The organism is Wolbachia endosymbiont (group A) of Acrocera orbiculus (genome assembly GCF_947250015.1).
In the GTDB taxonomy this organism is placed as follows: Bacteria; Pseudomonadota; Alphaproteobacteria; order Rickettsiales; family Anaplasmataceae; genus Wolbachia; species Wolbachia pipientis.
On record NZ_OX366272.1, the window covers coordinates 936,137 to 961,719 of the forward strand.

Here is a 25,583-nt window from a genome sequence, read left to right on the forward strand (position 1 = left end):
TGTTTAAGAAATTTACTAAGCAGAAAAAAAGACAAAGAATCCCCGAGTTAGCTAGTCTTTTACTATCTCTGTCGAGTATTGGCATTTTTTGATGTCTTGTAACGCTTTATAAGCGCGTTCAGCTTATTTAGATAAAAATCTAGATGTAGATGAAGTTTTGTAAAGACATACAGTATCTATATACTGCAAAAAATTGAACATAAGACGCCGATACATTAAGTAATCCTTACCTTTTAATCTGCAGATTGGCGAAAGCAAATACAATAGCTTCACTATCATGATAAGGGCGCTGGCGAAGGGTGTCAAGTAAGTTTTTTCGTTTCTATTCCCAATAAAAGTTTGTTATATGGTTATGCAAGAAGTTTAATACTCATAGTTTCAAGCATATACTGAAATATTTCATTAGCTATAGCAACATCTTGGCGTGGGGCTTTGCCGTGTTCTATAAACACAGAGATTGCATAGCGCGGGTTATGGTAAGGGCCATAGGCGATAAATAACTTATGACTTTCGCCCTTAGAGTTTATTTCTGGTGTACCGGTTTTGCCAGCAATTTGTATACCGCTTAGCCCTTTCTTATAGGTTCCAGTTTTAGAATTCACCACATCAAACATAGCTTTTCGAACTATGCTAAGATGCTCACAATCCACATCAATATCGGGAAAATCTTGTATCGTTTCATTCATCTTAATGCGGGGAATTACCTCTTTTCCTGTTGCAATCCTCGCTGCAAGAACTGCAAGCTGTAGTGGTGTTGTAAGCATATACCCTTGTCCTATAACTAAGTTGATAGTGTCACCTAAATACCACTGCGAATATAGCTTTCGTGTACGCCAATCTCTATCTGGCAACAACCCTGGAGCTTCTTCTTTAAACGTTCCAATCAGTGGCCCACTTCCAATACCAAATTTTCTGGCCATTTCTACCAGAGAGTCTACACTTATTTTTTTCCCTATATTATAAAAGTAAGTGTTGCATGATAATGCCATTGCCTCATTTAAAGATACATACCCATGGACTTTGCTTTTCAGACAACGAAATTTCCGCTCACCTATTTTCATATAGCCCTTGCACGAGAATTTCTCTTCTGGTGTTATTATCCCGTCTTTTAAACCCGCAAGCGCAACTATTACTTTAAATATTGAACCAGGTGGAATTTGATATGATAACGCACGATTCACGAGCGGCAATGAAGGAGCATTCAAGCTCTCCCAAGTCTCATTTGATAGCCTGCTAGCAAAAAGATTATTATCGTAAGAAGGTGAATTATATAATGCTAAAATTTCTCCATTATTTACATCAATTACCACTGCGGAGCCTTGGTGATATTTAAATACCTCTGCGGTTTTCTCTTGCAGATTAATATCAATTGTCAGTTGTACATCTTGTCCGTCTTGTTGTGGTATGCTTGATAATTCTTTTATGACGCGTTTTTTAGAATTTATTTCCTGCTCAGATTTTCCTGACTTGCCTTTCAATATATGATCATATGTATATTCAATACCGCTGATTCCTACTTCGCTTATGCCTTGCTGTCTTTTTGTATATCCGATTACATGAGAACACATTGAACCAAACGGGTAATAACGTTTATAAAGAGCAGTTATTTTTTCTGACGATTTTGCTATTTTAGACTCGACTTCTGATAATGTCTGCAAATCAACTTCCTTACAAGAACCATCAAACAAAACAACATACGAAATTTTGTTTACCGCAAGTTCAATGCTATTCCTATCTAAAATTTTGCCCCGCTTAGGCATAATAGTAGCAACTCTTATTCTATTACTATTAGATAGTGCTTCGTACTTTTGTCTGTTTCGTATTTGTAAATTATATAACCTGCAACTAAAAACCGCAGAAATGGTAAGCTGAATACCACCTAATATGAATGCTCTGCGGTTAAAGACTTTGTTTTTTGTCCACATAACATTCCTTCAAAACGCACTTTTTTCCCCTCTTTTATTGTTACACTTCTGGCTTTTACCGTATTACAAACCCTTTTTTCCCACTCACTTAAGGTCACAAACTTATAACCTGATTTTTTTAGTATTTTAATAATATGAGGTAAAGCTTCAATTGTGTTTGACCTGTTATTGTGATCATGAAACAGTATAACTGCTCCATTATGTACATTACTTAAAACTCTTTCAACTAAAGTTTCTGGCTTATCACCTTGCCAATCTAGCGAATCAACTGTCCATAATATTGAATACATATTTAATTGATCAGTATTTTCAATCAGATTATCGTCATAACATCCATATGGCAGACGAAACCATTTTACATCTTGTTTTATTGCATTTTTAATTGCTGTATTTGTCTTTTCCAATTCTTGCAATTGTTCCTCACTTGAAAGTGATGTCAACTTCCTATGCGACCAAGAGTGATTGCCTAACTCATGACCTGATTCATGAATTTTCTTTACTATTTCAGACGTTTTTTCATTTATACGTTCACCAAGCACAAAAAATGTTGCTTTTGCTTCATAGCTTTCCAGAACATTAATAATATCGTTTATTCTATTGTTGGAAGGTCCATCATCAAACGTAAGCGCAACAAACTTATCGTCGTTATTCAATAATTTTTTTATATTACTTAAATTTCTATATGATAGATCTAGATTACAACTGAGCCCACAGTATGGTAAATTAAAATTACAATCACTACAAAAAGCCGTACTTGAATATAGTAAGAAAAAAGTGATTATCCTTATAAACATTTGTAATCAGCAAAGTGATAGAATACTACACTTTTTTGCTAAGTTAAGCCATCTTTAATTGCTGTAGCCTTTACTTCATCGCTTCTTTAATATATTGTATTAACAATTTTATATAATATATTATGATTGCAAATATAAATACCGTTGCGCTTCAGGGAATTAGCACAGTAAATGTCAATGCACAAATTCATATGGCAAATGGTATTCCAGCTTTTAAAGCAACAAGGACAACATTGCAAATTTAGAGTTCAAAAGGGTTATTCCTCGAGAACTACTGCGTCAGAAAGCTGGCGCTGAATTTGTATATAATGTTGATCTTGGAGGTTTTTATGAATAATAGTGAGAGAAAAGAGAAATTAGAAACTCGTATTCTATCAAGTAGAGGTAGGTCTTTACTTGACCATGAGCTACTGGAACGTAATCTATCCGCGTGTACAGAAGGAAGAGAAGTCGCCAAAAGGCTAATGGAGCTTTTTAGTAGTTTAGGAAGGGTAATTAATGCTGATTTTCATGAGCTAAAAAATGTTACAGGAATGAACGATGGAGCAATAGCAAGTATCTTTTGCCTGAAAGAGATTTTCGATAGGATATTGAAAGGTAAGTTAAAAAAGCTGTCGATTCTTGATAATAGAGAAGAGCTATTAAAATACTTTAAAGCAGCAATAGGGCAGTCACGAAAGGAAAGCTTACGAGTGGTATACTTAGATCGAAGTGGTCATTTAATATATGAGTATATTCAAGATTGTGGAACTATAGACAGAGTACCTCTATATGTGAGGGAAATAATAAAACAGGGATTACTGATTGACGCAGCATCTGTTGCAATTTCACATAATCATCCAAGTGGAGATATAGAACCGTCAAAGGAGGATGAGGATAACACACTTACATTAGCTGCAACCTGTGAAAATGTAGGAATGAAATTGATAGATCATATAATTGTAACACAGAAGAGCCACTTTAGTTTTTATGACAGTGGTTTATTGTAACCTATAGACCGGAGGGAGAGTTCTCTAGCTCTCCTTCTTTTTTTTCTACTTCATAAATTACAAAATTCAATGTAAGCTTGAACAGCTAAAATTAGTAATGAAAGGTGGAATTAGGCAAAAAAATAAAGGAACTTAGGTTATACTGTGGTTTGACACAAACTGAATTAGGAAAAAGAATAGGCGTTTCATATAGACAGATACAAAGGTACGAAAATGGTTCAAATTGCATTTTAGCCAGTAGGCTATATGACTTAGCAAAAGCCCTATCAATTGATGTTGCTGATTTCTTTACTGGTATGCATACTGACTCACATGAAGCTTATGATGAAGAAATACTAAAACTAGTCAAAGGATATAACGAAATTAAGAGCAAAAGGTTACGTAGTGTAGTTTATATATTGGTAAAATCTTTTTCTCAAAGTATATTATCTGATACGTAAAATGACCATACAACATCCTATCGATAAGCAAATAGGTGAAAAAATAAGGAAAAGAAGGCTAATGTGTGGTTTTAGCCAAAGGGACTTAGGAAAAAAGCTTGGAATTTCATTTCAGCATATACAAGGATATGAAACTGGAGAGGTAAGGCTTATAGTTGATAGGCTGTACAATTTGGCAGAAGCTTTGTCCGTTGATATGTCATATTTTTTTACCAAAGCCTCTGAAGACTTGCATGATAATGCCTTCCGTAGCGATGTGGGCAGCAAAGAAATATCAAGATTAGTAAGAGAATATAGAAAAATTAAAGATGAAATATTGTGTAATATAGTTCATTCAGTAATAAAAGCGCTTGCCAATAAGTAATAATAAGTAATAATGCCTAAATGTATTTCCAACTCACCTTTACAAGAAAATTATTGGTTAAAGTAAATTATTTATGGTAAACTTGATTGAATGTTAAAAACTACTTTACTTCGCAATAGCTAAGGCTATGTAAAAACATAGCCTCCGATCAAGAACGCCCTACGGATGTCGTTTTGTTGTCTTTTAATTTATTCACCCAAGAAAAAGTCTCACTACTTTTAGAATTTTGGTCTCCCCACCTTTCACATCTAGTAAAGCTGCCTTTTTCTACTGTTTCTTTAACAGACATTCCACCAAATAAACAACCCTTTCCTACGATTTCTCCTATTTCTTGCAACTCGTTCCACATTTCTTCATCTTCTACCTCAATTTGTACTTGATGATAGTCTGCTGTGTCATGATATACCATTAAATTTAGCTCTCCTAGGCTAGTATAAAATGTGACTGCAAAAGCACTGTTATCCGATATATCCACGTAGTCTCTTTCACCGCCTTTCCCAGTTTTGACTTCAACTTCACCATCACCTATTTTTATAATATTGCCACCAAGGTTTAAGTCTCCTTTACTTAAGCCCAAATTTTTTGCACCTTCTACAACTTTGGCAACATCAACTATGCAGCTATGTGAAAATTCCATATAGAAGGTCTTATTATCGATTTCTACATTTTCAACAGTTCCTTCTATAGTAGCGTTCTCTCCAACTTCCCTGAGTTTTGTGAGCCTACTATATATTTGTGGCTCAATTTCTTTTTGCACCTTTTGATGAATTTCAGTTATTTTCTTATCAACTTGTACATTAAAATCTGCTCCATTTAATGCTAACTTCCTGATTATATCCTCTTGTTTATTCCCTTTGAATTCATCACGATACATCTTAAACATTGTAACGTTAGCGAAGCCAAAGCCATCTTCATTGGCAGCATTTATTCTTATTCCTAAGTCCAAAGCTTCATCGATAACTTTACTTAACTCGTTTATATTTTTAGCTGCAATAGCTTTTTCCAGGAATTCATTTAGTTTCATATTTTCATACTCACTTAGTCTTGTCCTGCATAAAGCTGATCGAAATGGATTGAGCTCCTCAGGATATGTTAAGACAGGTAATTTACTAATCTTTTTATTCGCTGTTGGAGCAGCTTTTATAAAATTAGGTAATAACCCTTCTTTTGCTATTCGCTCTACCGCTTTTAACATTTTACTAGGCAATTTTTTACCATTTATTTTTTTCATTGTAACCCTCACTTAATTTCATTACTATTCGATCATATCGTGATAAATATTATTTAATTGTTAATATTGTACGACTTATTAATTTACTGTATATTATAATAACAAGTTTTACGGGCATTTACACTAGAAAAACACATCTTGTAAAAATTATTTCAATTTCAATCAAAGTTGGGTATTGTGATTGTAAAACTGAAAGAAATGGATCTCTTGTCTTACTCCACTGAAAAGTTGAAGAAGCATTGTCAGCTACTTGATAATGAAGAAAAAATAATTCTATATGAGCAGCTGCTAGACAAAGCTAAAAACATACTTGAAAATTCAAGAGATAATGTTTCTGAACTGAAAAAGATCAGTAAAGCTGCTGTAGCAATAGAGGAAACTACCGATAAAGAGTTGTTAGAAAAGTTTAATGATGATCACCCGCTAAGAGAAATAGACATTTTAATCTATTGTTCTAAAGGAAACACTGAATATCTATTCAGCATAGATAACTCATCAGAGCTTTATGATTTAAAAGAAGATAAGGGAAAAGCTCTTTATAATGCAGTTAAGTCAAATGATGTTGAACTCGTAAAAAAGCTACTAATGATCCTTTTACCTAAAGAAGTAGGTAATTTTGACCTAGAATACTTGGAAGAATTGGAAATATTGCTGTCAGGAATTCACAAAGAATTACAATTATCACAAGATATGAAAAATTATCTTGAGAAGACGATAAAGTTCTATAGTTTTTTATGTAGTAATTTTAGCTTATTAGTTGCAAATCCTACTGATGTAAAAGCTATGATCAATCTATTTGCTACTCAACCAAATATTGATTACCAAATAGATAAGCTTCTGCTTTCTTTTATTGTGAGAGATGTTGAGGAAAAAAAGCTAAATTCTGAAATCAAACACATGATAGAGCTTCTTGAGCAGCATGAAAGATTTGCTGAGCTCGAATATAAGGTTAGAAGATTAAGATCAGAGTTTGCATGTGGCAAAAGCAGATACTCGGCTGAAGTAATACGAAATAGCATTGCAGAACGAGAAAAAGAGATGAGGGAAATTGAGAAAAAATACGTAAGGCCAAACGATTTAATTAGCGAGAGGCAGAAATTATTAAAGCAATTACTTTGCTAGCTTTTTTTCCACTTCATAAAATTTGTTGTAAATTTGAATAAGAGGTGAAAAGTGCAATTAGGTAAAAAAATAAAACAACTTAGGTTAGATCGTGCTTTGACACAGACCGAATTGGGAAAGAGAATAGGTGTTTCGTATAGACAGATACAAAAGTACGAAAATGGTTCAAATTGTGTTTTGGCCAGTAGATTATATGATTTAGCAAAAGCACTATCGATAGATGTTGCTAACTTTTTTACTGATATGCACACTGACTCACATGAAGCTTATGATGAAGAAATACTAAAGTTAGTCAAAGGATATAACGAAATTAAGAGCAAAAGGTTACGTAGTGCAGTTTATATATTGGTAAAATCTTTTTCTCAAAGTGACAATACATAGTTAATATTACCTGATACGTAAAATGACTATACAACATCCTATCGATAAACAAATAGGGGAAAGAATAAGGAAAAGAAGGCTAATGTGTGGTTTTAGTCAAAGAGACTTAGGAAAAAAGCTTGAAATTTCATTTCAGCATGTACAAGGATATGAAAGCGGAGAGATTAGGCTTGTAGTTGATAGGTTATATAAATTAGCAGAAGTACTATCGGTTGATATGTCGTATTTTTTTACCAAAGCCTCTGAAGACTTACATGATAAGGCCTTCCATAGCGATGTAGGCAGCGAAGAAATATCAAAGCTAGTGAGGGAATATAGAAAAATTGAGGATGAAACTCTGCGTGACATTGTTCATTTAGTGATTAAGGCTCTTGCTAATACAGGCTTTAAAGCATAAATTCTCTCCTTGAGTCGTTGAAGAAAACTTAAACTTTCATTTTCTTCATCATTTTGCTTTTCTTTCACTTTGATGCGTGTAGTTATACCCTACACAAAGTATAATGTTTTAAAAATCAAAACCTGCACCATAAAATATTGAGATTTAGAATATTATAGCTCTTTCGATAAAAGTCCGGATGTGATAGGATAAGGATAGATGATGATAAGGAGGTTGAATGCCAGCAGCATATAGTTATGATTTAAGAAAAAAAGCAATGGAAGCGCTAGACGAAGGAGAAAGCAGAGAAACAGTGGCAGCAAGATTTAAGATTGGACGAACTACTTTATGGGAGTGGCAGCAAAGAAGAAAAGAAACAGGAGACTTTCAATCAAAAAAACTTGGAAATGGGGGTTACAATCACAAAATTACCGACTGGGATACCTTTGCCAAATTTGCCAGAGAACACGGAGGAAAGACTCTATCGGAAATGGCTAAACTTTGGAACAACGTTAGTATCCAAACGATCTATCGAGCCCTTAAAAAAATTGGATTTACGCGCAAAAAAAGACATATGGATACAAGGAAAGAAACGAAGAAAAACGTGCTGAATTTTTGAAAATTATAGCGACAAAAGAACCTAAAAACTTAGTGTATATAGATGAGTCTGGCATTGATAACACCGAAGACTACCCCTACGGATATTGCCAGAAAGGACGGCGGTTTTATGCCTTAAAATCTGGAAAGAAAACTCAACGAATCAGTATGGTTGCAGCCTTAAGTGGAAGAAAGATAGTTGTTCCGTTAACCTTTGAAGGCCACTGTAATATGGATGTTTTTAATGGATGGTTTGAGCAATTTTTGACACCGATCTTGGAACCTGGACAGACTGTCATTCTTGACAATGCTACTTTTCATAAGTCTGATAAGATTATCGAGCTTGCTAAAGGGGTTGGTGCAGAAATTTTGTATCTGCCGCCTTATTCTCCAGATTTCAACAAAATTGAGCATCATTGGTTTGCTATAAAAAACAGAGCCAGGAAAAACATTCCTCTATTCGAATCCTTTCTTCGTGCTGTTGATTCTGCCTTCCTATGACCTGTTTGGACTATTATGAGAAATGCTATAAATGCAGGAAATGTTGATTGGTCATTACCTGGCAAAGAACCAGCTCCTGGAAGTAGTTATCAAATCACTTACCGCTGTCGCACTCATGTAAGCCCTGAAGATATAAGTGAAGAGGGATGTAAAGTAAGAGGTGCCGTTGATAACAGCTTGGTTCTGATTGATTACACCTGGAAAATGCCCCGCTTTGATTTAATTACTATAGATGCAAAAGGCGCAATAAGAAGGATAAAAGGCATAGCTCACCCTTGGCGACCATCGATGCCTAAAGCACCTTCTGGACAACTTTTGCTCTGCTACATTCATCAGACGTGGAAAAAAGGTGAAGGGGTAAAAATAGTGAATAATGCTATTCATGCTGTACCGATGAATGAGCTTGAAGCAATGAAAAAAGGAATAAATGATCTTTATGCACTTGTTGCACAGGAGCGTTTACGCAATGATGCAAATTCAAGAGAACCTACTACCAAAAAAGGAGTATTTGTTGATTCATTCTTTGATGATGATATGCGTGATCAAGGAATTTCGCAGTCTGCAGCGATAGTAAACAAGGAATTAATTTTACCTATAGATGTGGAAATTATTGATGTTGAAAGAGGTAAAGAACCTCATTTGTTACCGTATGAACTTGAGCCGGTACTAGAACAGCTCTTACAGACTAAAGGAGAAAGAATTAATCCGTATCAAGCTTTTGATCCAGTTCCGGCACAAATTACTCTCAATAAAAATATAGACCACTGGACGGAGGTTACCACGAATTGGAAAAGTCCAATAACCAGAGCATTTAATGTTAAAGAAACAACAGAGCTGATGTCAAGTACTTCATATGAAGCTGAATTTATGAGAGAAGCAGTACAGAATTTTGAAATTGAAGGTTTTGAGCCAGGTGAAAGGCTTAAGGAGGTAAAGTTTGATGGTGTTGTCATTCAGCCTACTGCATAAGAGGTAAAAAAATATGCTCACAACTAACAACCAGGGAAAATTAAAGGGAAAGATAAAAATCCCAGCAAATATTCCAGCAGGTACTAAATTAGTACAGTTTTACGGGGATAAAGGAAGCTATGGAGAAGCAACGTATACTGGTAAAAAGACAATTACCATAGAGGAAAGAAGAAGAGTTATCGCAGCAAGAAGAGTTGATCCTTTAGCGCAAACATTTACTCTAAATGAAAGTAGGCACATAGGAGGCGTGGAGCTATGGTTTGTAAATAAAGGCAAAAAACGTGTTGTTGTGCAGATTAGAGAAACAGCAGTGGGAATGCCCTCGCAGACTGTCATTGCTGAAAGTTATATTGAGCCGAAAGATATAAAAGTAGATGGCACAGCAACACGTATAGAATGGCCACCAGTGTTTTGCCATGCAGGACAAGAGTATGCAATAGTACTGCTTACTGATGATCCTTGTACTGAAATAAAGGTAGCAGAGCTTGGCAAATATGATGCAGTAAATAGCCGTTGGGTAACAAGTCAGCCATATCAAGTAGGAGTATTACTTTCATCTAGCAATGCAAGCACCTGGACTCCACATCAAAATTTAGATTTAACGTTTCGACTACTAGCTGCAAAATTTAGCGAAAATTCTCACGTTATTGATCTTGGCAAAGTTACAGCAACCAATACTTCAGATTTAATTGTTTTGACAAACGTCGAAAAAGTAGCATTTGATACCAATGTAGAATTTATCTTAATAGATGAAGAGGGAAAAGAAAATTTTCTATCTGATAACTTGCCGCTCGCGCTGCGTGAAAGACTATCTGGAGAGTTAACAGTAAAGGCAAATTTAAAAGGGTCAAAAGAAAGAAGTCCTGTTCTCTATCCTGGGTTACAGCTAGTTCTAGGTAATCTTTCAGAGTCTGGAGATTATGTTACAAGAAGCATTACAGCAGGAGCTAACACTAAAATTACCATAACGTATGATGCGCTAATACCTGGCACTGCAGATGTAAAAGCATATGTAGAACAAAGCGCCAAAGGATGGCAATTAGTAAATTTAACATCAGGAAAACCAATAGGGGAAAATTGGGTAGAGAGAACTCATGTGCTATCAAACTTTAACGCCAATGAGACAAGGATAAAATTGGTTTTAAGTGGAACAGTTGTCTATCGGCCAAAAGTCAAAAATCTACGAATCATTGTCGCGTAGCAGAATGTCAGATGATAAAACAAGCAGAGGATATCCTTTGCCACACCCAGAGAATATTGCAGTGGAAGATGTAGTACGTATTCGCAAAGCGATAGAAAAAATAGATGAAGATATGAGTGAGAGAGAAAATGAACTTAAGAGTAATTTTGAGCGGTTTAACTTTGAAACTTTTTTAAATTTTTGGGAATGAAAGAAGCAATAGAAGTATTACACCAAAGGATAAAGGATTTAGCAGTAAGTAGCACACCTGATCAACTGGCGTATCTTGCAAAATCACTGGAATTGATAGCAGATAAAAAAGCTATTTCTGACATTGTGCAAATGACTGAAGTAAAAGGAATAATTGATGCACTACAAAAAAGACTTAAGGATTTAGCAGCAAATAGTACACCAGATCAGCTTGCATATCTTGCTAAAGCATTGGAATCAATAGTCGACAAAAGTGCGGTTTCTGAAATTGTGCAGATGACTGATGGTAAGCTAAAAGAACTTCTTGATAGTGCAAAAAAACACCTAAATGATATAAACAGCAATAAAACAAACTCAATATCAGCAATAACTGCAGTAAAAACAGAGTCTGTTAATGAAATCAACAAGCTTAGGGATAATTCCTTAAATACTTTAAAAGCATCATCAGATTCACATATATCGCTACTTGATACGAGAAAGAATGCCAATATTGCAGCAATAAATAGCATTAGTAATAGTCATAAAGATGGTCTTAAAGGTTTAGTAGAAGATTTTCGTGCTGTTACCACTGGCTCATCAATTATTAGGGAAATAGAAACTCGTGATAACCAATTAAAAACATCCCTTATAAACGAGATAAAAACTAGAGATGATGAGCTGAAAGTGTCGCTTACACAAGAAATAAGAAAGCGCAATATGGTTGAACCAGGGTCATTACCTTTCTTATTTGGTGTACTTGGAAGAAAAAATAATTACTTTGGCCACGGAACTTTTACAACAGAGCTTGGAAGGTGGAGTAGTGATATAACAAAAACCGACTATATGTTGCAATTACTAGCAGGTAGCCATACATACGATACAGATTACGTTAGTTTTTATCGGCCAAGACAACTAAGTTTTATAGAGGGAAGTAAAGGAACATTTATTTACGGAGAGTTATGCACAAAAAGTTTTTCTGGTAGTTATGATGAGATATACTATTACCCATATGCTGCACTTGGAGTAGTATTTATAAAAAATACAACGAATGTGAACATAAATAAAACAATAGAATTTGTTGGATCATCATACTCTAGTACGGAGTATGGGGGTGCAGGACTATTTGTGGGGACACCAGATAATACCAATTCTAATAAATCAAGAATTTCAAGAATAATATGGAAAAATGTTTACCAATACACGAGTTCTGATAGCAAGTTAGCTGGATCTGGTAATGTGGAAATTCCAGCAGGAAAAACAGTTGCAACATTACTTTACACATCATCTTACCTATGTTCCAGAACACAAGTCAGTCAAGGTATGCTTGCATCAAATTATGTATACAACTATGGTCAATTTATCCAGTGGGGGATTTATAACATACGTAGCAATTTTCTCACCACAGGGCTTGAGGTAGATGTGGAAAGGACGCTCAGGGCTTGGCAATGTCCAGGGTTAGAACGAACTGATCAAATATGGCAATGAGGAGGAATTTGTGACTATTTATATACGTTTTGAAAACCACAAGCAGATTGAAACAACAACACTTGAAAACAAGCCAACTGGAAATGATTGGTATGAAGCACCAAAGAATTTTGACTGGCAAAAAAGTTATTGTTTAACAGAAGGAGGAGAAATTGCTCAGTGTACTAGAGAAGATATACAAAAGGAGTTGCTGGATAATGCGAAGCTTTGTGCATTTGATAGTATGCGTTTTTATTATGATAGCTATATTAACCAATATGCAGGGAATTCTCACCAAAAAGCTAAATCTTATGAGATTCAAGCAGAAGCCGCAAAAAACATTCTAGCAGCACCAGAATCTATAAATAAAAAAGATGCAGCAATTATAGAGCCTTTAGCAAGAGTGAGAGGAATTTCAGTAGTAGAGATGGCAAAAATAATTCAAGAGAAGGCAAAAAAAGCAGTAAAAGAAATAATGAAATGTGAAGAATTGGAAGACATCGCCAAGAAGAAAATTAAAGAAGTCAAAAGTGAAGAAGAGCTACAGACTTTGCTCGATGATTTCAGGAAAAAAATGCAAGAAAGTTAAAAAGGGAAGAAATGCCAGAAGAATTTTTACACGGAGTAAAGGTTATTGAGGTAACCTCAGGAGCAAGATCAGTACGTACAGCTAAATCATCAGTGATAGGTGTAATTGGTACTGCCCCTGAAGCTGATGAGCAAAAATTTCCACTCAATAGTCCAGTATTAATAGCAGGAAGCTTAAAGGAAGCAGCAAAGCTTGGGAAAAGTGGAACACTACCTTCTGCAATAAACGGAATATTTTCCCAAATTGGTGCAACAGTAGTAGTTATTCGAGTTGAAGAAAGTGAAGCTATTCAAAATATAATTGGTGGAGTGGATGAAGAGACTGGAAAATATCAGGGAATTCAAGCATTCCTCAGCAGTGAAAGCATAATACATGTTGCCCCAAGAATACTAATTGCACCTCAGTTTACTCATCAATTGCCTGAATCTGAAAATCCTAAAAACCCAGTAGTAGCAGCTTTGATAGGAGTAGCAGAAAAGCTAAGGGCAATAATAGTTGCAGATGGACCAAATACCAATGATGAAGAAGCCATAAAATGGAGAAAAAGTGTAGGTAGCTCAAGAATTTACGTTGTTGACCCATGGGTTAAGGTGTTTATTGAAGGAAAAGAAGAAATTTTCCCGTCTAGCCCATTTGTAGCAGGTTTAATAGCCAAAGTAGATAGTGAGCAAGGATTTTGGCATTCGCCTTCAAATAAAGAAATAAACGGTATTGTTGGAACAAGCAGGCCTATTGATTTTACGCTCGGTAATACAAATTGTAGAGCAAACCATTTAAATGAAAATGAAGTAACAACGATAATTCATCAAAATGGCTATAGGCTTTGGGGAAATAGAACATGTTCAAATGACTCAAAATGGGCTTTTCTGTCAGTGAGAAGGACTGCAGATTTAATCAACGATAGTCTACTTCGAGCTCATTTATGGGCAGTTGATCGCAATATCACCAAAACTTATATAGATGATGTGATTGAGGGGGTGAATTCTTATTTGGCCAATTTAAAAGCGCAAGGAGCTATTATCAGTGGAAAATGTTATGCAACACCAGAACTCAATACACCGGCAAATATTGCAAACGGGAAAGTGTATTTTGACTTTGAGTTTACACCACCATATCCAGCAGAACAGATTACTTTCAGGTCACACCTTGTGAGTGGCGCAGTATTGTAAAAGGAGAAAGAGAGATGTTACCAAAGATCTTAAAGAATTTTACTGCCTTTGTTGATGGTCGAGGCTATGCAGGGCGTATCGATGAAATTAGCTTGCCAAAACTTACCATAAAAACAGAAGAATACAGAGCTGGTGGTATGGATGTTCCAATAAATATTGACATGGGAATGGAGAAACTTGAAGCAGAGCTCACTTTTGCTGAATATGACTCTGAGCTCTTTAGACTTTTCGGATTGATAAACAATAATGCAGTCTCTCTTACTTTAAGAGGAGGTTTGCAGGGAAGTAGTGATGCCGAATCAGTAGTAATTAACTTAAGAGGGCTCTTTAAAGAACTTGATTTTGGTAGCTGGAAGGCTGCTGAAAAAGCAATACTAAAATGCACTGTAGCTGCCAACTATTATAAGCTTACCATTGATGGCAGAGAATTGATTGAAATTGATGCTGAGAATATGATTCGCAAGATCGATGGTGTTGATCAAATGACTTCTATGCGAGCAGCTTTAGGTATTTAAATAAGGAGATAAAACAATGCAAACAATTAAGTTAACTGAACCAATAAAAATCGATGGAATTTTAATTTCAGAGCTAACTCTACGCCGTCCAAAAGTTCGAGATCGTTTAGCTATTGAACGTATGGGTAATAGCGATGCAGAGAAAGAAGTAGCACTGATTGCAAATCTTGCAAGTATTTCAAGAGAAGCAGTAGAAGAGCTTGATTTGGCAGACTACAGTAAGATTCAAGAAGTGTTACAAGGTTTTTTGTCTCAGCAGAAGAATTGAGGCTGAGCATATTATCACTTAGCTCAATGGTTGGTGGTGGAATCAATCAGTGGCTTGATATGGATATTGAAGAATTTATTACTTGGTTTGAAAGTAGCGGAAAATTATACAAATGAAGGCAATTTCTATAGTAATTGGAGCAACACTGCAAAGCAGTTTTAATAGTACGATAGCAGGTAGCACGAAGCAGCTTTCCCGTATTGGTAGTACGATAAAACAACTTGAATCATCAAGTAAATCAGTATCCAAGTTTAAACAATTAAGCCACGATGCTCTGCTTGCTAGGCGTTCTTGGAATGAACTAGAAATAAAGACAAAATCTCTTGCTCAGCAGATAAAAAACGCAGAAGAACCAAGTAAGAGTCTGCAAAATGAGTTTACAAGGTCTAAAACTGCAGCACTGAAAGCTAAAACAGCTTATTTACAAAAAAGAAGTGCTCTCCACCATTTACGCACGGAGTTCAGTAAAAGTGGTAGAGATATAAAATCTCTTACTGGAGATCAAGCTAAACTTGGCTCTTCTATTGAAAAGCTTAAAAATAACTATACAGCTTTAAATTCCGTAATGCAAAAACGTAAGGGAGTTTTAGCGCAAAGAGCAAATTTTAGAGCTCAAATCATGGATAGCGTGGCACTTGGCCTCACCCTTGCAGCACCACTTAAGGCTGCAATTAGTTTTGAGAGTGCCATGGCTGATGTAAAGAAAGTTGTAAAGTTTGAAGATACAGATGTAAATGGCTTAACAAAGCTTGGGGAAACATTAAAGGAAATGTCGCGTACAATTCCGCTATCTGCGGCAGAACTTGCGCAAATTACTGCAAGTGGTGGTCAACTTGGTATTAAAGCTAAAGATCTTACGACTTTTACAGACACTGTGGCCAAAATGGCAACTGCATTTGATATGTCAGCAGAAGAAGCAGGAGACGCTATTGCTAAACTTTCTAATATTTATCAAATTGAAATTGGTGAAATGAAAGGTATTGGTGATGCAATAAACCATATCTCTGATAACACTGCAGCAAAAGCTAAAGACATTGTTCCTGCATTAAACAGAATCGGTGGTACAGCAAGGCAATTTGGCTTAACTGCAGTAGAAGCGGGAGCTTTAGCAAGTAGCTTCATTAGTCTTGGTAAGACCCCCGAAAAAGCAGGTACAGCAATTAATGCGATGCTCAGTAAGTTGCAAACAGCAAGTAAGCAAGGTGGCAATTTTCAAAAAGCTTTTCAGCAGCTAAAAATAAATGCCAAGGAATTTGAAAAAGCAATTGGCAAGAATGCACAAGGCACATTAGTTAAGTTTTTAGAAATAATTGCAAAACTAGATAAGCAAGAACGTTCTAGTGTTCTTTTTGATCTCTTTGGCCTTGAATATCAAGATGATATAGCACTACTCATTGGTAGTCTTGATGAGTACAAAAAATCTTTACGATTAATAAACGAGGAATATAAGGGCTCAATGCAAAGGGAGTTTGAAAACAGAGCAAATACTACAGCAAATAACCTTCAGTTACTTAAAAACTCAATAGCAGAAGTGGGAATGAATCTTGGTTCTGTATTATTACCACCTTTAAATTTTACTGTTAATCTTCTAAAGTCAGCAACTACACAAGTAGCACTTTATGCCAAGGAGTATAGAGTACTGACTACAGTAGTCATAAGTACGATTGCAGCGTTGATTAGCATTAAAATAGCAGCCATATCTCTTGGATATGCTTGGACTTTTGTAAAAGGTTCCTTATTGGCTCTTTTATCTACTTGGAAAGTGTTTGGATCTGTTATTACTTTGGTAAAAATAGGTCTTTATTCTACTTCTGCAGTTTTTCCAGCAATAATTGCTGGATTTAAAGCATTGACAATTGCCGTAATGAGCAACCCTATGGGGCTAATTATTGGTGGTCTTGCTGTTGCTGCAACTTTGATAATTACCAAATGGCAAGCAGTAAAGAACTTTTTTGTTACTATCTGGGAATCAGTGAAAATTGTATGGAAGTCTTTTTCTGATTGGGTAGGAAAATTTTGGAATAATATTATTCAGCCCTTTAGAACAATCAGTAATCTGTGGAATAAAAGAAATGAGTCTAAACTAGAAGTTAAGTCTGTAAATAACGTTATAAGTGATTCTCTTAAGTACCCCATTGCGGCACACAGTAAAGCTATAGAGAATAAAACTCAAAATAATCACTTCAGTATTAATATTCATTCAACCCCTGGGCAAGATACACGTAGCATTGCTGATGAAGTAATGGAGCGAATTAGAGAGCAATTTAGTGGCGCACTTTACGATATAAATTAAATTATGTTATCTCTTGGTCCATATAGATTTTCATTAATTGAGCAAGGCTTTACACGCAGAAGTGAATATCGCTGGCCTGCACTTGAGCGTATTGGGGAAAAGCCATTGCTTCAAAGTATTGGTCCTGGAGAGGACATTGTTGAGCTTGCAGGAGTAATCTATTCAGGAGGGCTGAAGCAAATAAATAATATGCGAAATTCATCGAAACCTCTTTTACTTATTGATGGCCAAGGTAACATTTTAGGCCATTTTGTTATTGTGAAAATAGAAGAAACGCAGAAATATTTTTTTCCAAATGGTGAACCAAGAAAGATTGAGTTTCATTTAAGTTTAAAACATTATAGCAATTTATCATCACAAAATAACACTACTGACTTTACTGCAGCTGACAATGATGTACTACAAAACTAAGGAAAATGATATGTTAGATTTAATCTGCTGGAACTACTATGGATTCAGCTCAGAAGCAGTTGAGATTGTGTTAAGAGCTAATCCTGGACTTGCAGAGTATAAAAGTCTTCCTGCAGGATTAATCATTAAACTTCCTGTTATTCAAAAAGAGACACAAAAGCAAGTAGTAAAACTATGGGATTAAAATGACACCAGACTTTAGTATTTCAGTAGAGGGCATTTCCATCACTGAATTGGTGAAAAGTCGATTGGTATCAATGCATATTACTGATGAAGCAGAAGTAATAAGTGATACTGCTGTAATTCATCTTGATGACCGTGATTCATTATTTGAGATTCCTAGAACTGGGGCAAAGCTAAATATTTTACTTGGGTATAAGGAAACTGGCATTGTGCCAATGGGAGATTATATAGTAAATGAAATTACGCTACAAGGCCCGCCACAATCACTAAAGATTAAAAGTCATGCAGCGGATCTAAAAGAGTCATTAAAGGAACAAGTGTTTAATGAGTGGCATCAAATCACCTTAAATGATTTGGTAAAAAAGATTGCAGACAAACATGGCTATCAAGCTAAAGTTGCTGCAGAGTTTGTAAATATCATGATATCACATATTGATCAAACTGCAGAGAGCGATATGCATTTTTTAACCAGGCTTGCTCAAATTTATGGAGCAATAGCAAAACCTGCAGGAGGATATTTACTGTTTGTTTCAAAAGGAAAAGCAAAATCAGTTACCGGAAAAACTTTAAGCACTATTACTTTAACACCTAGAGATATTACAAATTGGAAAGTAAAATTTAATGAGCGTAATCAATATGGCTCGGTTATTGCTTACTGGTATGATTATGAAAAAGCAGAGACAATAACGGAAAAAGTAGGTGATCAAGAACCAAGCTATATTTTGCGAGATATTTATGCAAGTAGTGATTTGGCACAAAGTGCAGCATCTGCGAAGTTGAATCAGCTGATGAGTAATGCAGCAACACTCAATGTCACAATGCCAGGAAATCCTGAATTATTTGCTGAAGCAAAGATTAATCTTTCTGGATTTCGCAAAGGAGTTTATGGTAAATGGATAATAAATAGGGCTGAGCATGTAATTGATAACCTTGGCTATCGTACTATTGTTACGGGAATAATTGATAGTTGGAAAGTAAATTGATAATTTCCTCATAGATATCTTCTTTATTATTGTTTAATTCCTCTACAGCAAGATCTAAAGGAGTTTTTTTATCTTTGTTTTTAGCAGAAGGATTTGCTCCATTTTTCAGTAGAAATTTAGCAATTTCCAGATGTCCTTTTCGTGCAGCATAGTGCAGAGCTGTCCAGCTAAAAGCATCAGTAGTATTTACATCAATGTCTTCTTCAATTAGAAATTTTACGACTTCTAAACAGCCTCCGCTTGTAGCATAGTGTAATGATGTTGCACCAAAATGATGAGTAGCATTGATATCTACTACATTTTTTATTAAGGATCTTACAGTATCTAAATTACATTTTTCAGCCGCAGTAGATAATGTTTCCAGATCATTGCCACTTGCCTTACTTTTTATTGGCACATCTTTTGATAATTGGTCTGTACTAAAGTGCTGATACAGAACAATAACGCATATTATTGGTATTATTGAACTTGTTAACAATTTCCAAAAAAGGCTAGATTTCATGTTGATTATATTATTTACATCGCTTGTTTAGTGCAACTAATTAACTTTATTTTAGAAAGGATTTTTTGGACGTATTTTTGATGAATCTTGTATATGTATATATACAACTTTTCCTTTAAAAAAGATGACAAACACAGGAAAGATCCCTGTAGCAGTAATTGCTACTATGGTGATACAAACAATAGCATTGATCTGGTGGCTAGCTAAGCTCGACTTAAGAGTTCATATGCATGATAAATTTATAGAGCAAAATCAAAGGACTACAGAAATCATCTATCGTCTTGAAGAAAGGGTCAAAAACCTTGCTGAAGAAGTTAACGAGCTTGAGCAGAGACAAAAATAACTATAACAAATGACAAAGTACATTTTATCTGTAGATGGAGGAGGAATTAGAGGAATAATTCCTGCCATTATTCTAGCAGAAATTGAATCTAGGACAAAAAAGCCAATTTCCCAGATCTTTGACTTAATGGCAGGAACCTCAACCGGTGGAATTGTTGTTGCTGGACTTTGTAAAAGCAATAAACTTCAATACTCTGCCAATGATTTGGTTGAACTTTACCAAGAGTATGGACCATATATCTTTCAAGCATCACTTTGGAGAAAATCAATCGCTTCTTGGCTGAGTGGTTCTCAGTACTCATATAAAAATATGGAATTTATTCTCAACAAATACTTCGGCGAAAGCACTATGGCCGATGTTGCGAGTAATCTACTGCTCACCAGTTATGACATTCACAATAGTTGTGAATTTTTCTTCAAAAGTTGGAAAGAAGAAAACATTAAGTTAAAAGATGCACTCAGAGCTACAACAGCTGCTCCAACGTACTTCACACCAAAACGTCTAAAAATTAGCCAAACAGAGAGAGTGTTGATAGATGGCGGAGTGTTTGCCAATAATCCAGCGGCTTGTGCATATGCAAGTGGTAAAAGGTTATTTCCAAATGATGAGATTATACTGCTATCAATAGGCACTGGTGGAACAAATAGAAGTATAAAGTATGCTAACTCAAGGAGATTTGGCAAAATAGGGTGGATCAAGCCACTACTGAATGTGATGTTTGCTTCTGGATTGGATTGCGTTGATTATCAACTAGAACAAGTAATAGATGATAAATACATAAGAATACAATCGCAATTGAAAGTAGCATCGACTGAGATGGACAATATTACACTCAAAAATATCAAATTTCTTCAGCAAGAGGCAAGTAAAATGATAGAGGATAACCAGAAAGTGATAGACAAATTCTGCAAGCAAAATCCAAAACTATAACTGAGCTAGAAAAACGAAATAAGCGAGTTTCTAATATCTACTTTAATAAATTTACTAAAATATTTTTTTAATATTATATATTGAATACAGAAGCACAAGAATTTCATTCAGCAACGCAGATAATTAATTATGTAATCACCTTTGTTGATATTTTAATATATTGTATAGAAATCAGTAAACTAATGTTGCTTTTAATTCAGGTTAAGTTTTGGAAGCGTGATTTTCAAGTTCCTCAATAGATAAATCTGTTATTTTAGAAATAGCATCAACAGAAATGTCCAACATACGTAGATTATTTGCAACCTTTATTGACTCTGCTTTGTAAATCGGGAATGTTGCTACCAAATGTTGACATTAAACTTTATGATATGAGGTATCTTTGATGTTTTTACGCTACTAAATTCATGATATCCATCTCTTGGCGATTTAAGCCTATTTTTAGAGTATTTATAAAAAGACGATAAGACCCCTTCTACATCTAAAGCCTAAAATGCAATTCTCAGATGATCTCTGACAGACGTTTTTTTCATCAACACATTCAAAACAATAAAAAGATTGAATATTTCTTCACAATTGTGTATAATTATTAATGCTTTGGTGCACGTAACGATTATTCTTTAAAAAGAATATTGGCTACTGAGAAGAATGAAGACATCTTCATCAGAAAAAAAAGGGGCAAAAACAGAGAAAATTGATGTAACTACTTAAGGAAGGTGTCTCTATTGCAGATGAGACACCTAATCTATCCATGATCAAATAAAAAAGTTATAAGCATACAGGTTGGATTACAGTATCTTTTTTAAGAAGAAGATTTATCTTGCTTAAAAACTTGTAGATACTATATTTTACATAAATTCTTCATGCGAGGCCTTTATGTTTACTAATAGAATATCTAATAATCTGGATCAGCTGCAATTTTTTGTAGAGTTTTTAAATGAAAATTATGAAACTCAGAAACATCTTAGTCTTACGCCGCTACATTTAGCAGCAGGAAATGGTCAGTTGGATTTAGTCAACACTTTATTAGGAGAGGGTTTAGATATTAACTCAGAGATTAAGTACGATGCCTTTACGCCACTGTATTTTTCAATTGCAAAAAATCGCTTAGAGATGGTTAACTTTCTTATTGCTCATGGAGCAGATGTAAACCATAAGACCATTCTAGGCTTTACACCTTTAAGTTTTGCATCCCAGCAAGGATATTTAGATATAGTCAACACCTTGATTGCAAATGGAGCAGATCTTAGTACTAAAACAGATAAACTTAATACACCTTTACACCTAGCAGCAGAGAATGGTCATCTAGATATAGTAAATGTTTTTATTGAAAAGGGATTAGATGTTAATGCTGTAAATAATGATCGAGCAAGACCTTTGCATTCTGCAGTACAAAATGGTAACCTCGAAGTAGTTAAAGCTCTTATTTCACAAGGGTCTAATATTAACGCTGGATCTTCAGGCATAGGTAATCATAAAGTTGATGCAAACATTACACCCTTACATCTGGGAACACAAACTGGTAGGTTAGATATAGTTAAAGTTCTGCTTGAAGCGGGAGCAAACGTTAATGCAAAAACAGATGATAAGATTACACCTCTACATTTAGCGTCTCAAAATGGCTTTTTAGAGTTAGTAGACATTTTACTAAAAGCAAAATCTAATGTTAATGCTAAGGATTATGAGAATCTTACACCTCTACATTTAGCAGCAGAACGTAATCACTTTGGAGTAGTTAAGTCTCTTCTTCTCGTAAGGGGAATTGATGTTAATGCTAAGGACCACGATAATTCCACAGCTTTACATATAGGATCTCAGAATGGTCACTTAGAAGTAGTGAAGCTACTAATAGAGAAAAAAGCCAATGTTAATGCTAAAAAAAACGAAGGTTTTACACCTTTGCATCTAGCAATTCAGCAAAGTCATTTCGAGGTGAGTGATTTTTTAATTAAAAATGGAGCAAACATTAAAACCGTGGATGATCAGAATTGGACTCCTTTACATAATGCAGCATATAATGGTTTTTCTTTAAAAATAGTAGAGAGCTTAATTGCAAAAGGAGCAAATATAAATGCAAAGATGGATGATGGTAGAAGAGCTCTACATTTGGCAGCAGAACATAATCACTTGGAAATAATGAATTTCTTGATTGAAAATGGAGCAGATATTAATGCTCTAGATAACAGAAGTTGGACTCCTCTACATTGTGCAGCATATGATGGTAGTTTAGAAGTTGCTAAATCTTTGCTTGATAAAGGAGCAGACATTAATGCTAAAACAGTTAAAAGTACTACACCTCTACACTTTGCAGTAGACCATGATCACTTAGAGGTGGTTGAATTGCTCTTAGAAAAGGAAGCAGATATTAATGCTTTAGATCACACAAATTGGACTCCTTTACATTTTGCAGCAGAAAAAGGTTATGATCAGATAGCAACCGTTCTATTGAAACATGGTGCTGATGTAAATGTAAAAGAAAATCAAAATAAAGGCACAGCCCTACATCTTGCAGCTCAATATGGTCATCCTAAGGTAGTTAAAACTCTTATTATAAATGGAGCGGATGTTAATGCAAAAATGGATAAAAATGCTACGCCTTTACACTTAGGGGCACAAATTGGTAATTTAGATATAGTTAGGTCTCTACTTATGAGCGGAGCATACTTTAATGCTAGAGCTGAAGGAGGTAGATATGTTTTACCATTACACTTTGCAGAAAGAAGAGGAAACCCAGAAGTTATAAAATTACTAAAATTGACTGAGAAGTTATTTAAGGCTATAGAAGATAATAATTATTTAGGAATTGAGAGTTCCATTAGAGATGGAGCAATCATTGATTCGAAAAACGTGGATGGAAGAACGCCATTACATTATGCTGTTAATAATGGGCACATAAAAGTTGTAAATATCTTGCTAGCAAATGGAGCTGATGCTACTAAAGTTACTAACAAAGGTAATACACCATTACACACTGCTGCTTCCAAAGGTCATAAAGAAATTATTGAAGCTTTGTTACAACGTGTAAGCCACAATAAATTGAGTGATTTTATTAATGCTAAAACAATAGTTAAAGGCACTACATCGTTGCATGTTGCTACTGAAAATAGCTTTTTCGAAGCTGTAAAATCTTTGTTGAAACATGGTGCAATTTATAACATCAAGAATAAAGAAGGTAAAGCACCACTTGATCTTTCTCGAGACCAAAATATTACTAACCTATTGAAATTACTAGAAGAGCTGTTTGAGAATGCAAAAAATGGTAATGTTGAAATTATCAGTAAGCTGAAAGCAATAAAACCTGATGAGCGCGTAGCTGTAACAAATGCTCGTAATGATCAAGACAAGTCATTAGTCCAGGTTGCAGTAATCAATAAACACTCAAACCTTGCAAGTAGATTATTAGAAATATTAAAAAGTCCAGATCAGAGTTTACAAGATGTCAGCGTAGAAAATAGAGTAAAGAGTTTAAAGTTATAGCTCTCTTAAATGAAACTCTAATGAGGGTGCCAAGATCTAGAAAATATACAAAAATTTTGTTACAAAATAGTGAAATTTAGGAGGATTTTAAAAATATGCTAAATAATAATATTAACAAAGAATTAGAAAAAGCAGTCTATGAACGAAACTTAGAAAAAGTTAAAGCTCTTTTGTCTGCAGGTGCTAATGCTAACCTTAGAGTAGAAAGGAATAGAGATACGTTACTTCATACTACTAGTAGTGTAGAAATTACTAAAGAGCTTTTGTTAGGTGGTGCCGAAGTCAATTCAAGAAACATGTATAGTGAAACTCCACTACATTCTGCTATAACACTGGGGAAGGAATTAGAATTAGTTAGAGAACTTCTGAAACATGGTGCTGATGTAAATGCAACAAACCGTAAAGGCAATACTGCACTGAACCATGCTGTAAAAAAAAGTGGTAAAAATCTGGAAGTAGTTAAAGAACTATTAGAATATGGAGCTGATATTAATATAAGAAATCGTGAACGACGGCTTTATGATAATTGTTCCACATCTTTAGATAACGCTGTAAGTGATCTAGCATGCGCTAAATTGTTGATTAAATTTACTTTAGTAAGGAACTTCAATAAGGATTACGGAAAAATTATTGACTTATCTCCTTATAAAGGATGCAGTAATTACAGTAAATTATCAAGTTATCTAGATGACTGTGTTTGTGAAATTCTTCAAATGAAAACAGATGAAATAAAAGATAGCCTTCCACTATATGAATTTGTTACAAATAACTTCAACATACATGTACTATATAATAATCAATTATCTGTAAGACTAGCAAAAATTGATTATTCCATACGCTATCCTATATATCATGATATCATATTAGATAAGGTAAAACCTTTTTTAGAAAGAGCAGATTTGTTAAATAAGTTAAGTAAGATACAATTTTATACTAAATTAGATGTGGCAGATCAAGATGCCAAAGAAAAGAAAATTATTCTGGACCATGATTCTACATATAATATAACTGAATATCTATCTAATGATAACTTGTTAAACTTTATAGTAGCGTTTGATGATTCCAATAAACGTACTTTTCAATCTTTAAGTTCCTTAAATAATCTCGTAGAGCCTGGTACAAGACTTTATGAAACTTCTATAAGTAATGATACCAAACGTGCAAGATTAGAATAAATACATTTTTTGTCAGTACTAGAGTTTTTTATGAACAACAATTAGTCGTATGGTTCCAGAGAGGTGATACATAAGAGATTGCTATAATGCCAAAACACTAAACTTAGTGCTTTTTTATGTAAGTTGATCATCATTTCTCTTTGTTGTTTTCAAACGGGTTATTATTAGTAGGTGTTACATACTGTAATTGCTATTGAATGATGGAGAGACATACTCCATTATTTTA

27 protein-coding genes and 1 pseudogene are annotated in these 25,583 nt (G+C 34.7%); 24 read left to right on the plus strand and 4 right to left on the minus strand.

Translation table 11 applies throughout. From position 1 onward, the window contains the following. Positions 1–350: 350 nt before the first annotated feature. Positions 351–1,925: a penicillin-binding transpeptidase domain-containing protein gene (locus OOL03_RS04670; RefSeq protein WP_264707120.1), complete on the minus strand. Its 1,575-nt coding sequence runs from the start codon at positions 1,923–1,925 to the stop codon at positions 351–353. Beyond that, positions 1,880–2,719 (minus strand): polysaccharide deacetylase family protein, encoded by an 840-nt coding sequence (locus OOL03_RS04675; protein WP_264707122.1) that lies wholly within the window; start codon positions 2,717–2,719, stop codon positions 1,880–1,882. The genes OOL03_RS04670 and OOL03_RS04675 overlap by 46 nt, the downstream gene beginning before the upstream one ends. A gap of 122 nt (positions 2,720–2,841) precedes the next feature. On the opposite strand from OOL03_RS04675, the gene OOL03_RS04680 reads away from it, so the two are divergent. The 4 genes from OOL03_RS04680 (at position 2,842) to OOL03_RS04695 (ending at position 4,512) form a co-directional block, all read left to right on the plus strand. Further along, positions 2,842–2,964, plus strand: coding sequence for a hypothetical protein (locus OOL03_RS04680; protein ID WP_255317433.1), 123 nt, complete (start codon positions 2,842–2,844; stop codon positions 2,962–2,964). Between the two features lie 84 nt (positions 2,965–3,048). After that, entirely contained in the window at positions 3,049–3,708 is a 660-nt protein-coding gene (locus OOL03_RS04685; protein WP_143689033.1) for a JAB domain-containing protein, read from the plus strand. A 104-nt stretch (positions 3,709–3,812) separates the two neighbouring features. Then, a complete protein-coding gene (locus OOL03_RS04690) occupies positions 3,813–4,148 on the plus strand; it encodes a helix-turn-helix domain-containing protein (protein WP_143689034.1) in 336 nt (111 codons plus the stop codon). A gap of 1 nt (position 4,149) precedes the next feature. Next, entirely contained in the window at positions 4,150–4,512 is a 363-nt protein-coding gene (locus OOL03_RS04695; protein ID WP_264707124.1) for a helix-turn-helix domain-containing protein, read from the plus strand. 148 nt (positions 4,513–4,660) lie between these two features. Here the strand turns inward: OOL03_RS04695 and OOL03_RS04700 are convergent, their stop codons facing one another. Continuing rightward, positions 4,661–5,743 carry a hypothetical protein gene (locus tag OOL03_RS04700; RefSeq protein ID WP_264707125.1) on the minus strand — a complete coding sequence of 361 codons (1,083 nt, stop codon included), beginning with the start codon at positions 5,741–5,743 and terminating at the stop codon, positions 4,661–4,663. Between the two features lie 177 nt (positions 5,744–5,920). Between OOL03_RS04700 and OOL03_RS04705 the strand changes: the two genes are divergently transcribed. From OOL03_RS04705 to OOL03_RS04780, 16 genes and pseudogenes are all read left to right on the plus strand, one after another. Then, positions 5,921–6,865: a hypothetical protein gene (locus OOL03_RS04705; RefSeq protein WP_264707126.1), complete on the plus strand. Its 945-nt coding sequence runs from the start codon at positions 5,921–5,923 to the stop codon at positions 6,863–6,865. 51 nt (positions 6,866–6,916) lie between these two features. Beyond that, positions 6,917–7,246 (plus strand): helix-turn-helix domain-containing protein, encoded by a 330-nt coding sequence (locus OOL03_RS04710; RefSeq protein ID WP_007549995.1) that lies wholly within the window; start codon positions 6,917–6,919, stop codon positions 7,244–7,246. Positions 7,247–7,268: 22 nt separating this feature from the next. After that, positions 7,269–7,643 carry a helix-turn-helix domain-containing protein gene (locus OOL03_RS04715; RefSeq protein ID WP_264375450.1) on the plus strand — a complete coding sequence of 125 codons (375 nt, stop codon included), beginning with the start codon at positions 7,269–7,271 and terminating at the stop codon, positions 7,641–7,643. A gap of 217 nt (positions 7,644–7,860) precedes the next feature. After that, a protein-coding gene (locus OOL03_RS04720) for an IS630 family transposase (RefSeq protein ID WP_264707019.1) occupies positions 7,861–8,720 on the plus strand; the annotation gives its coding sequence in 2 pieces (ribosomal slippage) (positions 7,861–8,185 and positions 8,185–8,720; 861 coding nt in all). 27 nt (positions 8,721–8,747) lie between these two features. Then, positions 8,748–9,689 (plus strand): annotated as a pseudogene (locus OOL03_RS04725) (DUF4815 domain-containing protein); the annotation flags it as partial. Positions 9,690–9,702: 13 nt separating this feature from the next. Beyond that, entirely contained in the window at positions 9,703–10,890 is a 1,188-nt protein-coding gene (locus tag OOL03_RS04730) for a hypothetical protein (RefSeq protein ID WP_264707127.1), read from the plus strand. Positions 10,891–10,894: 4 nt separating this feature from the next. Beyond that, positions 10,895–11,080 (plus strand): hypothetical protein, encoded by a 186-nt coding sequence (locus OOL03_RS04735; RefSeq protein ID WP_015588504.1) that lies wholly within the window; start codon positions 10,895–10,897, stop codon positions 11,078–11,080. Further along, positions 11,077–12,543 (plus strand): hypothetical protein, encoded by a 1,467-nt coding sequence (locus OOL03_RS04740; protein ID WP_264707128.1) that lies wholly within the window; start codon positions 11,077–11,079, stop codon positions 12,541–12,543. The genes OOL03_RS04735 and OOL03_RS04740 overlap by 4 nt, the downstream gene beginning before the upstream one ends. Positions 12,544–12,553: 10 nt before the next feature. After that, positions 12,554–13,111 (plus strand): hypothetical protein, encoded by a 558-nt coding sequence (locus OOL03_RS04745; protein WP_264707129.1) that lies wholly within the window; start codon positions 12,554–12,556, stop codon positions 13,109–13,111. An 11-nt stretch (positions 13,112–13,122) separates the two neighbouring features. After that, on the plus strand, positions 13,123–14,280 hold the full coding sequence (locus OOL03_RS04750) for a phage tail sheath subtilisin-like domain-containing protein (RefSeq protein WP_264707131.1): 1,158 nt from the start codon (positions 13,123–13,125) through the stop codon (positions 14,278–14,280). A 14-nt stretch (positions 14,281–14,294) separates the two neighbouring features. Beyond that, positions 14,295–14,795 (plus strand): phage major tail tube protein, encoded by a 501-nt coding sequence (locus OOL03_RS04755; protein WP_264707132.1) that lies wholly within the window; start codon positions 14,295–14,297, stop codon positions 14,793–14,795. A gap of 16 nt (positions 14,796–14,811) precedes the next feature. Then, positions 14,812–15,063 carry a phage tail assembly protein gene (locus OOL03_RS04760; protein ID WP_264707134.1) on the plus strand — a complete coding sequence of 84 codons (252 nt, stop codon included), beginning with the start codon at positions 14,812–14,814 and terminating at the stop codon, positions 15,061–15,063. Between the two features lie 112 nt (positions 15,064–15,175). Beyond that, positions 15,176–17,356: a phage tail tape measure protein gene (locus OOL03_RS04765; protein WP_264707135.1), complete on the plus strand. Its 2,181-nt coding sequence runs from the start codon at positions 15,176–15,178 to the stop codon at positions 17,354–17,356. Between the two features lie 3 nt (positions 17,357–17,359). Then, entirely contained in the window at positions 17,360–17,767 is a 408-nt protein-coding gene (locus OOL03_RS04770; protein WP_208571643.1) for a phage tail protein, read from the plus strand. Then, positions 17,748–17,951 carry a tail protein X gene (locus tag OOL03_RS04775; RefSeq protein WP_208571644.1) on the plus strand — a complete coding sequence of 68 codons (204 nt, stop codon included), beginning with the start codon at positions 17,748–17,750 and terminating at the stop codon, positions 17,949–17,951. Before OOL03_RS04770 ends, OOL03_RS04775 begins: the two co-directional genes overlap by 20 nt. 1 nt (position 17,952) lies before the next feature. After that, entirely contained in the window at positions 17,953–18,933 is a 981-nt protein-coding gene (locus OOL03_RS04780) for a phage late control D family protein (protein ID WP_264707136.1), read from the plus strand. On the opposite strand, the gene OOL03_RS04785 is transcribed toward OOL03_RS04780, so the two are convergent. Next, positions 18,899–19,435, minus strand: a complete 537-nt coding sequence (locus tag OOL03_RS04785) for an ankyrin repeat domain-containing protein (RefSeq protein ID WP_264707137.1) — start codon at positions 19,433–19,435, stop codon at positions 18,899–18,901. The two genes, OOL03_RS04780 and OOL03_RS04785, sit on opposite strands and share 35 nt — an antisense overlap. 124 nt (positions 19,436–19,559) lie before the next feature. Between OOL03_RS04785 and OOL03_RS04790 the strand changes: the two genes are divergently transcribed. The 4 genes from OOL03_RS04790 to OOL03_RS04805 all read left to right on the plus strand — a co-directional run bounded on the left by OOL03_RS04790 (position 19,560) and on the right by OOL03_RS04805 (position 25,357). Further along, positions 19,560–19,778, plus strand: coding sequence for a hypothetical protein (locus OOL03_RS04790; RefSeq protein WP_012673232.1), 219 nt, complete (start codon positions 19,560–19,562; stop codon positions 19,776–19,778). A gap of 9 nt (positions 19,779–19,787) precedes the next feature. Then, positions 19,788–20,708 (plus strand): patatin-like phospholipase family protein, encoded by a 921-nt coding sequence (locus OOL03_RS04795; protein ID WP_264707138.1) that lies wholly within the window; start codon positions 19,788–19,790, stop codon positions 20,706–20,708. Between the two features lie 873 nt (positions 20,709–21,581). Continuing rightward, a complete protein-coding gene (locus OOL03_RS04800) occupies positions 21,582–24,182 on the plus strand; it encodes an ankyrin repeat domain-containing protein (RefSeq protein ID WP_264707139.1) in 2,601 nt (866 codons plus the stop codon). Positions 24,183–24,277: 95 nt separating this feature from the next. Further along, positions 24,278–25,357, plus strand: a complete 1,080-nt coding sequence (locus OOL03_RS04805; RefSeq protein ID WP_264707140.1) for an ankyrin repeat domain-containing protein — start codon at positions 24,278–24,280, stop codon at positions 25,355–25,357. Positions 25,358–25,583: the final 226 nt, after the last annotated feature.

Bases quoted from the DNA above. Each gene is read 5' to 3' on its own strand.
- OOL03_RS04755 (WP_264707132.1), top strand. From the start codon at position 14,295: ATGTTACCAAAGATCTTAAAGAATTTTACTGCCTTTGTTGATGGTCGA.
- OOL03_RS04780 (WP_264707136.1), top strand. From the start codon at position 17,953: ATGACACCAGACTTTAGTATTTCAGTAGAGGGCATTTCCATCACTGAA.
- OOL03_RS04695 (WP_264707124.1), top strand. From the start codon at position 4,150: ATGACCATACAACATCCTATCGATAAGCAAATAGGTGAAAAAATAAGG.
- OOL03_RS04775 (WP_208571644.1), top strand. From the start codon at position 17,748: ATGATGTACTACAAAACTAAGGAAAATGATATGTTAGATTTAATCTGC.
- OOL03_RS04730 (WP_264707127.1), top strand. From the start codon at position 9,703: ATGCTCACAACTAACAACCAGGGAAAATTAAAGGGAAAGATAAAAATC.
- OOL03_RS04700 (WP_264707125.1), bottom strand. From the start codon at position 5,743: ATGAAAAAAATAAATGGTAAAAAATTGCCTAGTAAAATGTTAAAAGCG.
- OOL03_RS04760 (WP_264707134.1), top strand. From the start codon at position 14,812: ATGCAAACAATTAAGTTAACTGAACCAATAAAAATCGATGGAATTTTA.
- OOL03_RS04770 (WP_208571643.1), top strand. From the start codon at position 17,360: ATGTTATCTCTTGGTCCATATAGATTTTCATTAATTGAGCAAGGCTTT.
- OOL03_RS04765 (WP_264707135.1), top strand. From the start codon at position 15,176: ATGAAGGCAATTTCTATAGTAATTGGAGCAACACTGCAAAGCAGTTTT.
- OOL03_RS04685 (WP_143689033.1), top strand. From the start codon at position 3,049: ATGAATAATAGTGAGAGAAAAGAGAAATTAGAAACTCGTATTCTATCA.
- OOL03_RS04715 (WP_264375450.1), top strand. From the start codon at position 7,269: ATGACTATACAACATCCTATCGATAAACAAATAGGGGAAAGAATAAGG.
- OOL03_RS04680 (WP_255317433.1), top strand. From the start codon at position 2,842: ATGATTGCAAATATAAATACCGTTGCGCTTCAGGGAATTAGCACAGTA.
- OOL03_RS04785 (WP_264707137.1), bottom strand. From the start codon at position 19,435: ATGAAATCTAGCCTTTTTTGGAAATTGTTAACAAGTTCAATAATACCA.
- OOL03_RS04795 (WP_264707138.1), top strand. From the start codon at position 19,788: ATGACAAAGTACATTTTATCTGTAGATGGAGGAGGAATTAGAGGAATA.
- OOL03_RS04800 (WP_264707139.1), top strand. From the start codon at position 21,582: ATGTTTACTAATAGAATATCTAATAATCTGGATCAGCTGCAATTTTTT.
- OOL03_RS04670 (WP_264707120.1), bottom strand. From the start codon at position 1,925: ATGTGGACAAAAAACAAAGTCTTTAACCGCAGAGCATTCATATTAGGT.
- OOL03_RS04790 (WP_012673232.1), top strand. From the start codon at position 19,560: ATGACAAACACAGGAAAGATCCCTGTAGCAGTAATTGCTACTATGGTG.
- OOL03_RS04750 (WP_264707131.1), top strand. From the start codon at position 13,123: ATGCCAGAAGAATTTTTACACGGAGTAAAGGTTATTGAGGTAACCTCA.
- OOL03_RS04805 (WP_264707140.1), top strand. From the start codon at position 24,278: ATGCTAAATAATAATATTAACAAAGAATTAGAAAAAGCAGTCTATGAA.
- OOL03_RS04740 (WP_264707128.1), top strand. From the start codon at position 11,077: ATGAAAGAAGCAATAGAAGTATTACACCAAAGGATAAAGGATTTAGCA.
- OOL03_RS04675 (WP_264707122.1), bottom strand. From the start codon at position 2,719: ATGTTTATAAGGATAATCACTTTTTTCTTACTATATTCAAGTACGGCT.
- OOL03_RS04735 (WP_015588504.1), top strand. From the start codon at position 10,895: ATGTCAGATGATAAAACAAGCAGAGGATATCCTTTGCCACACCCAGAG.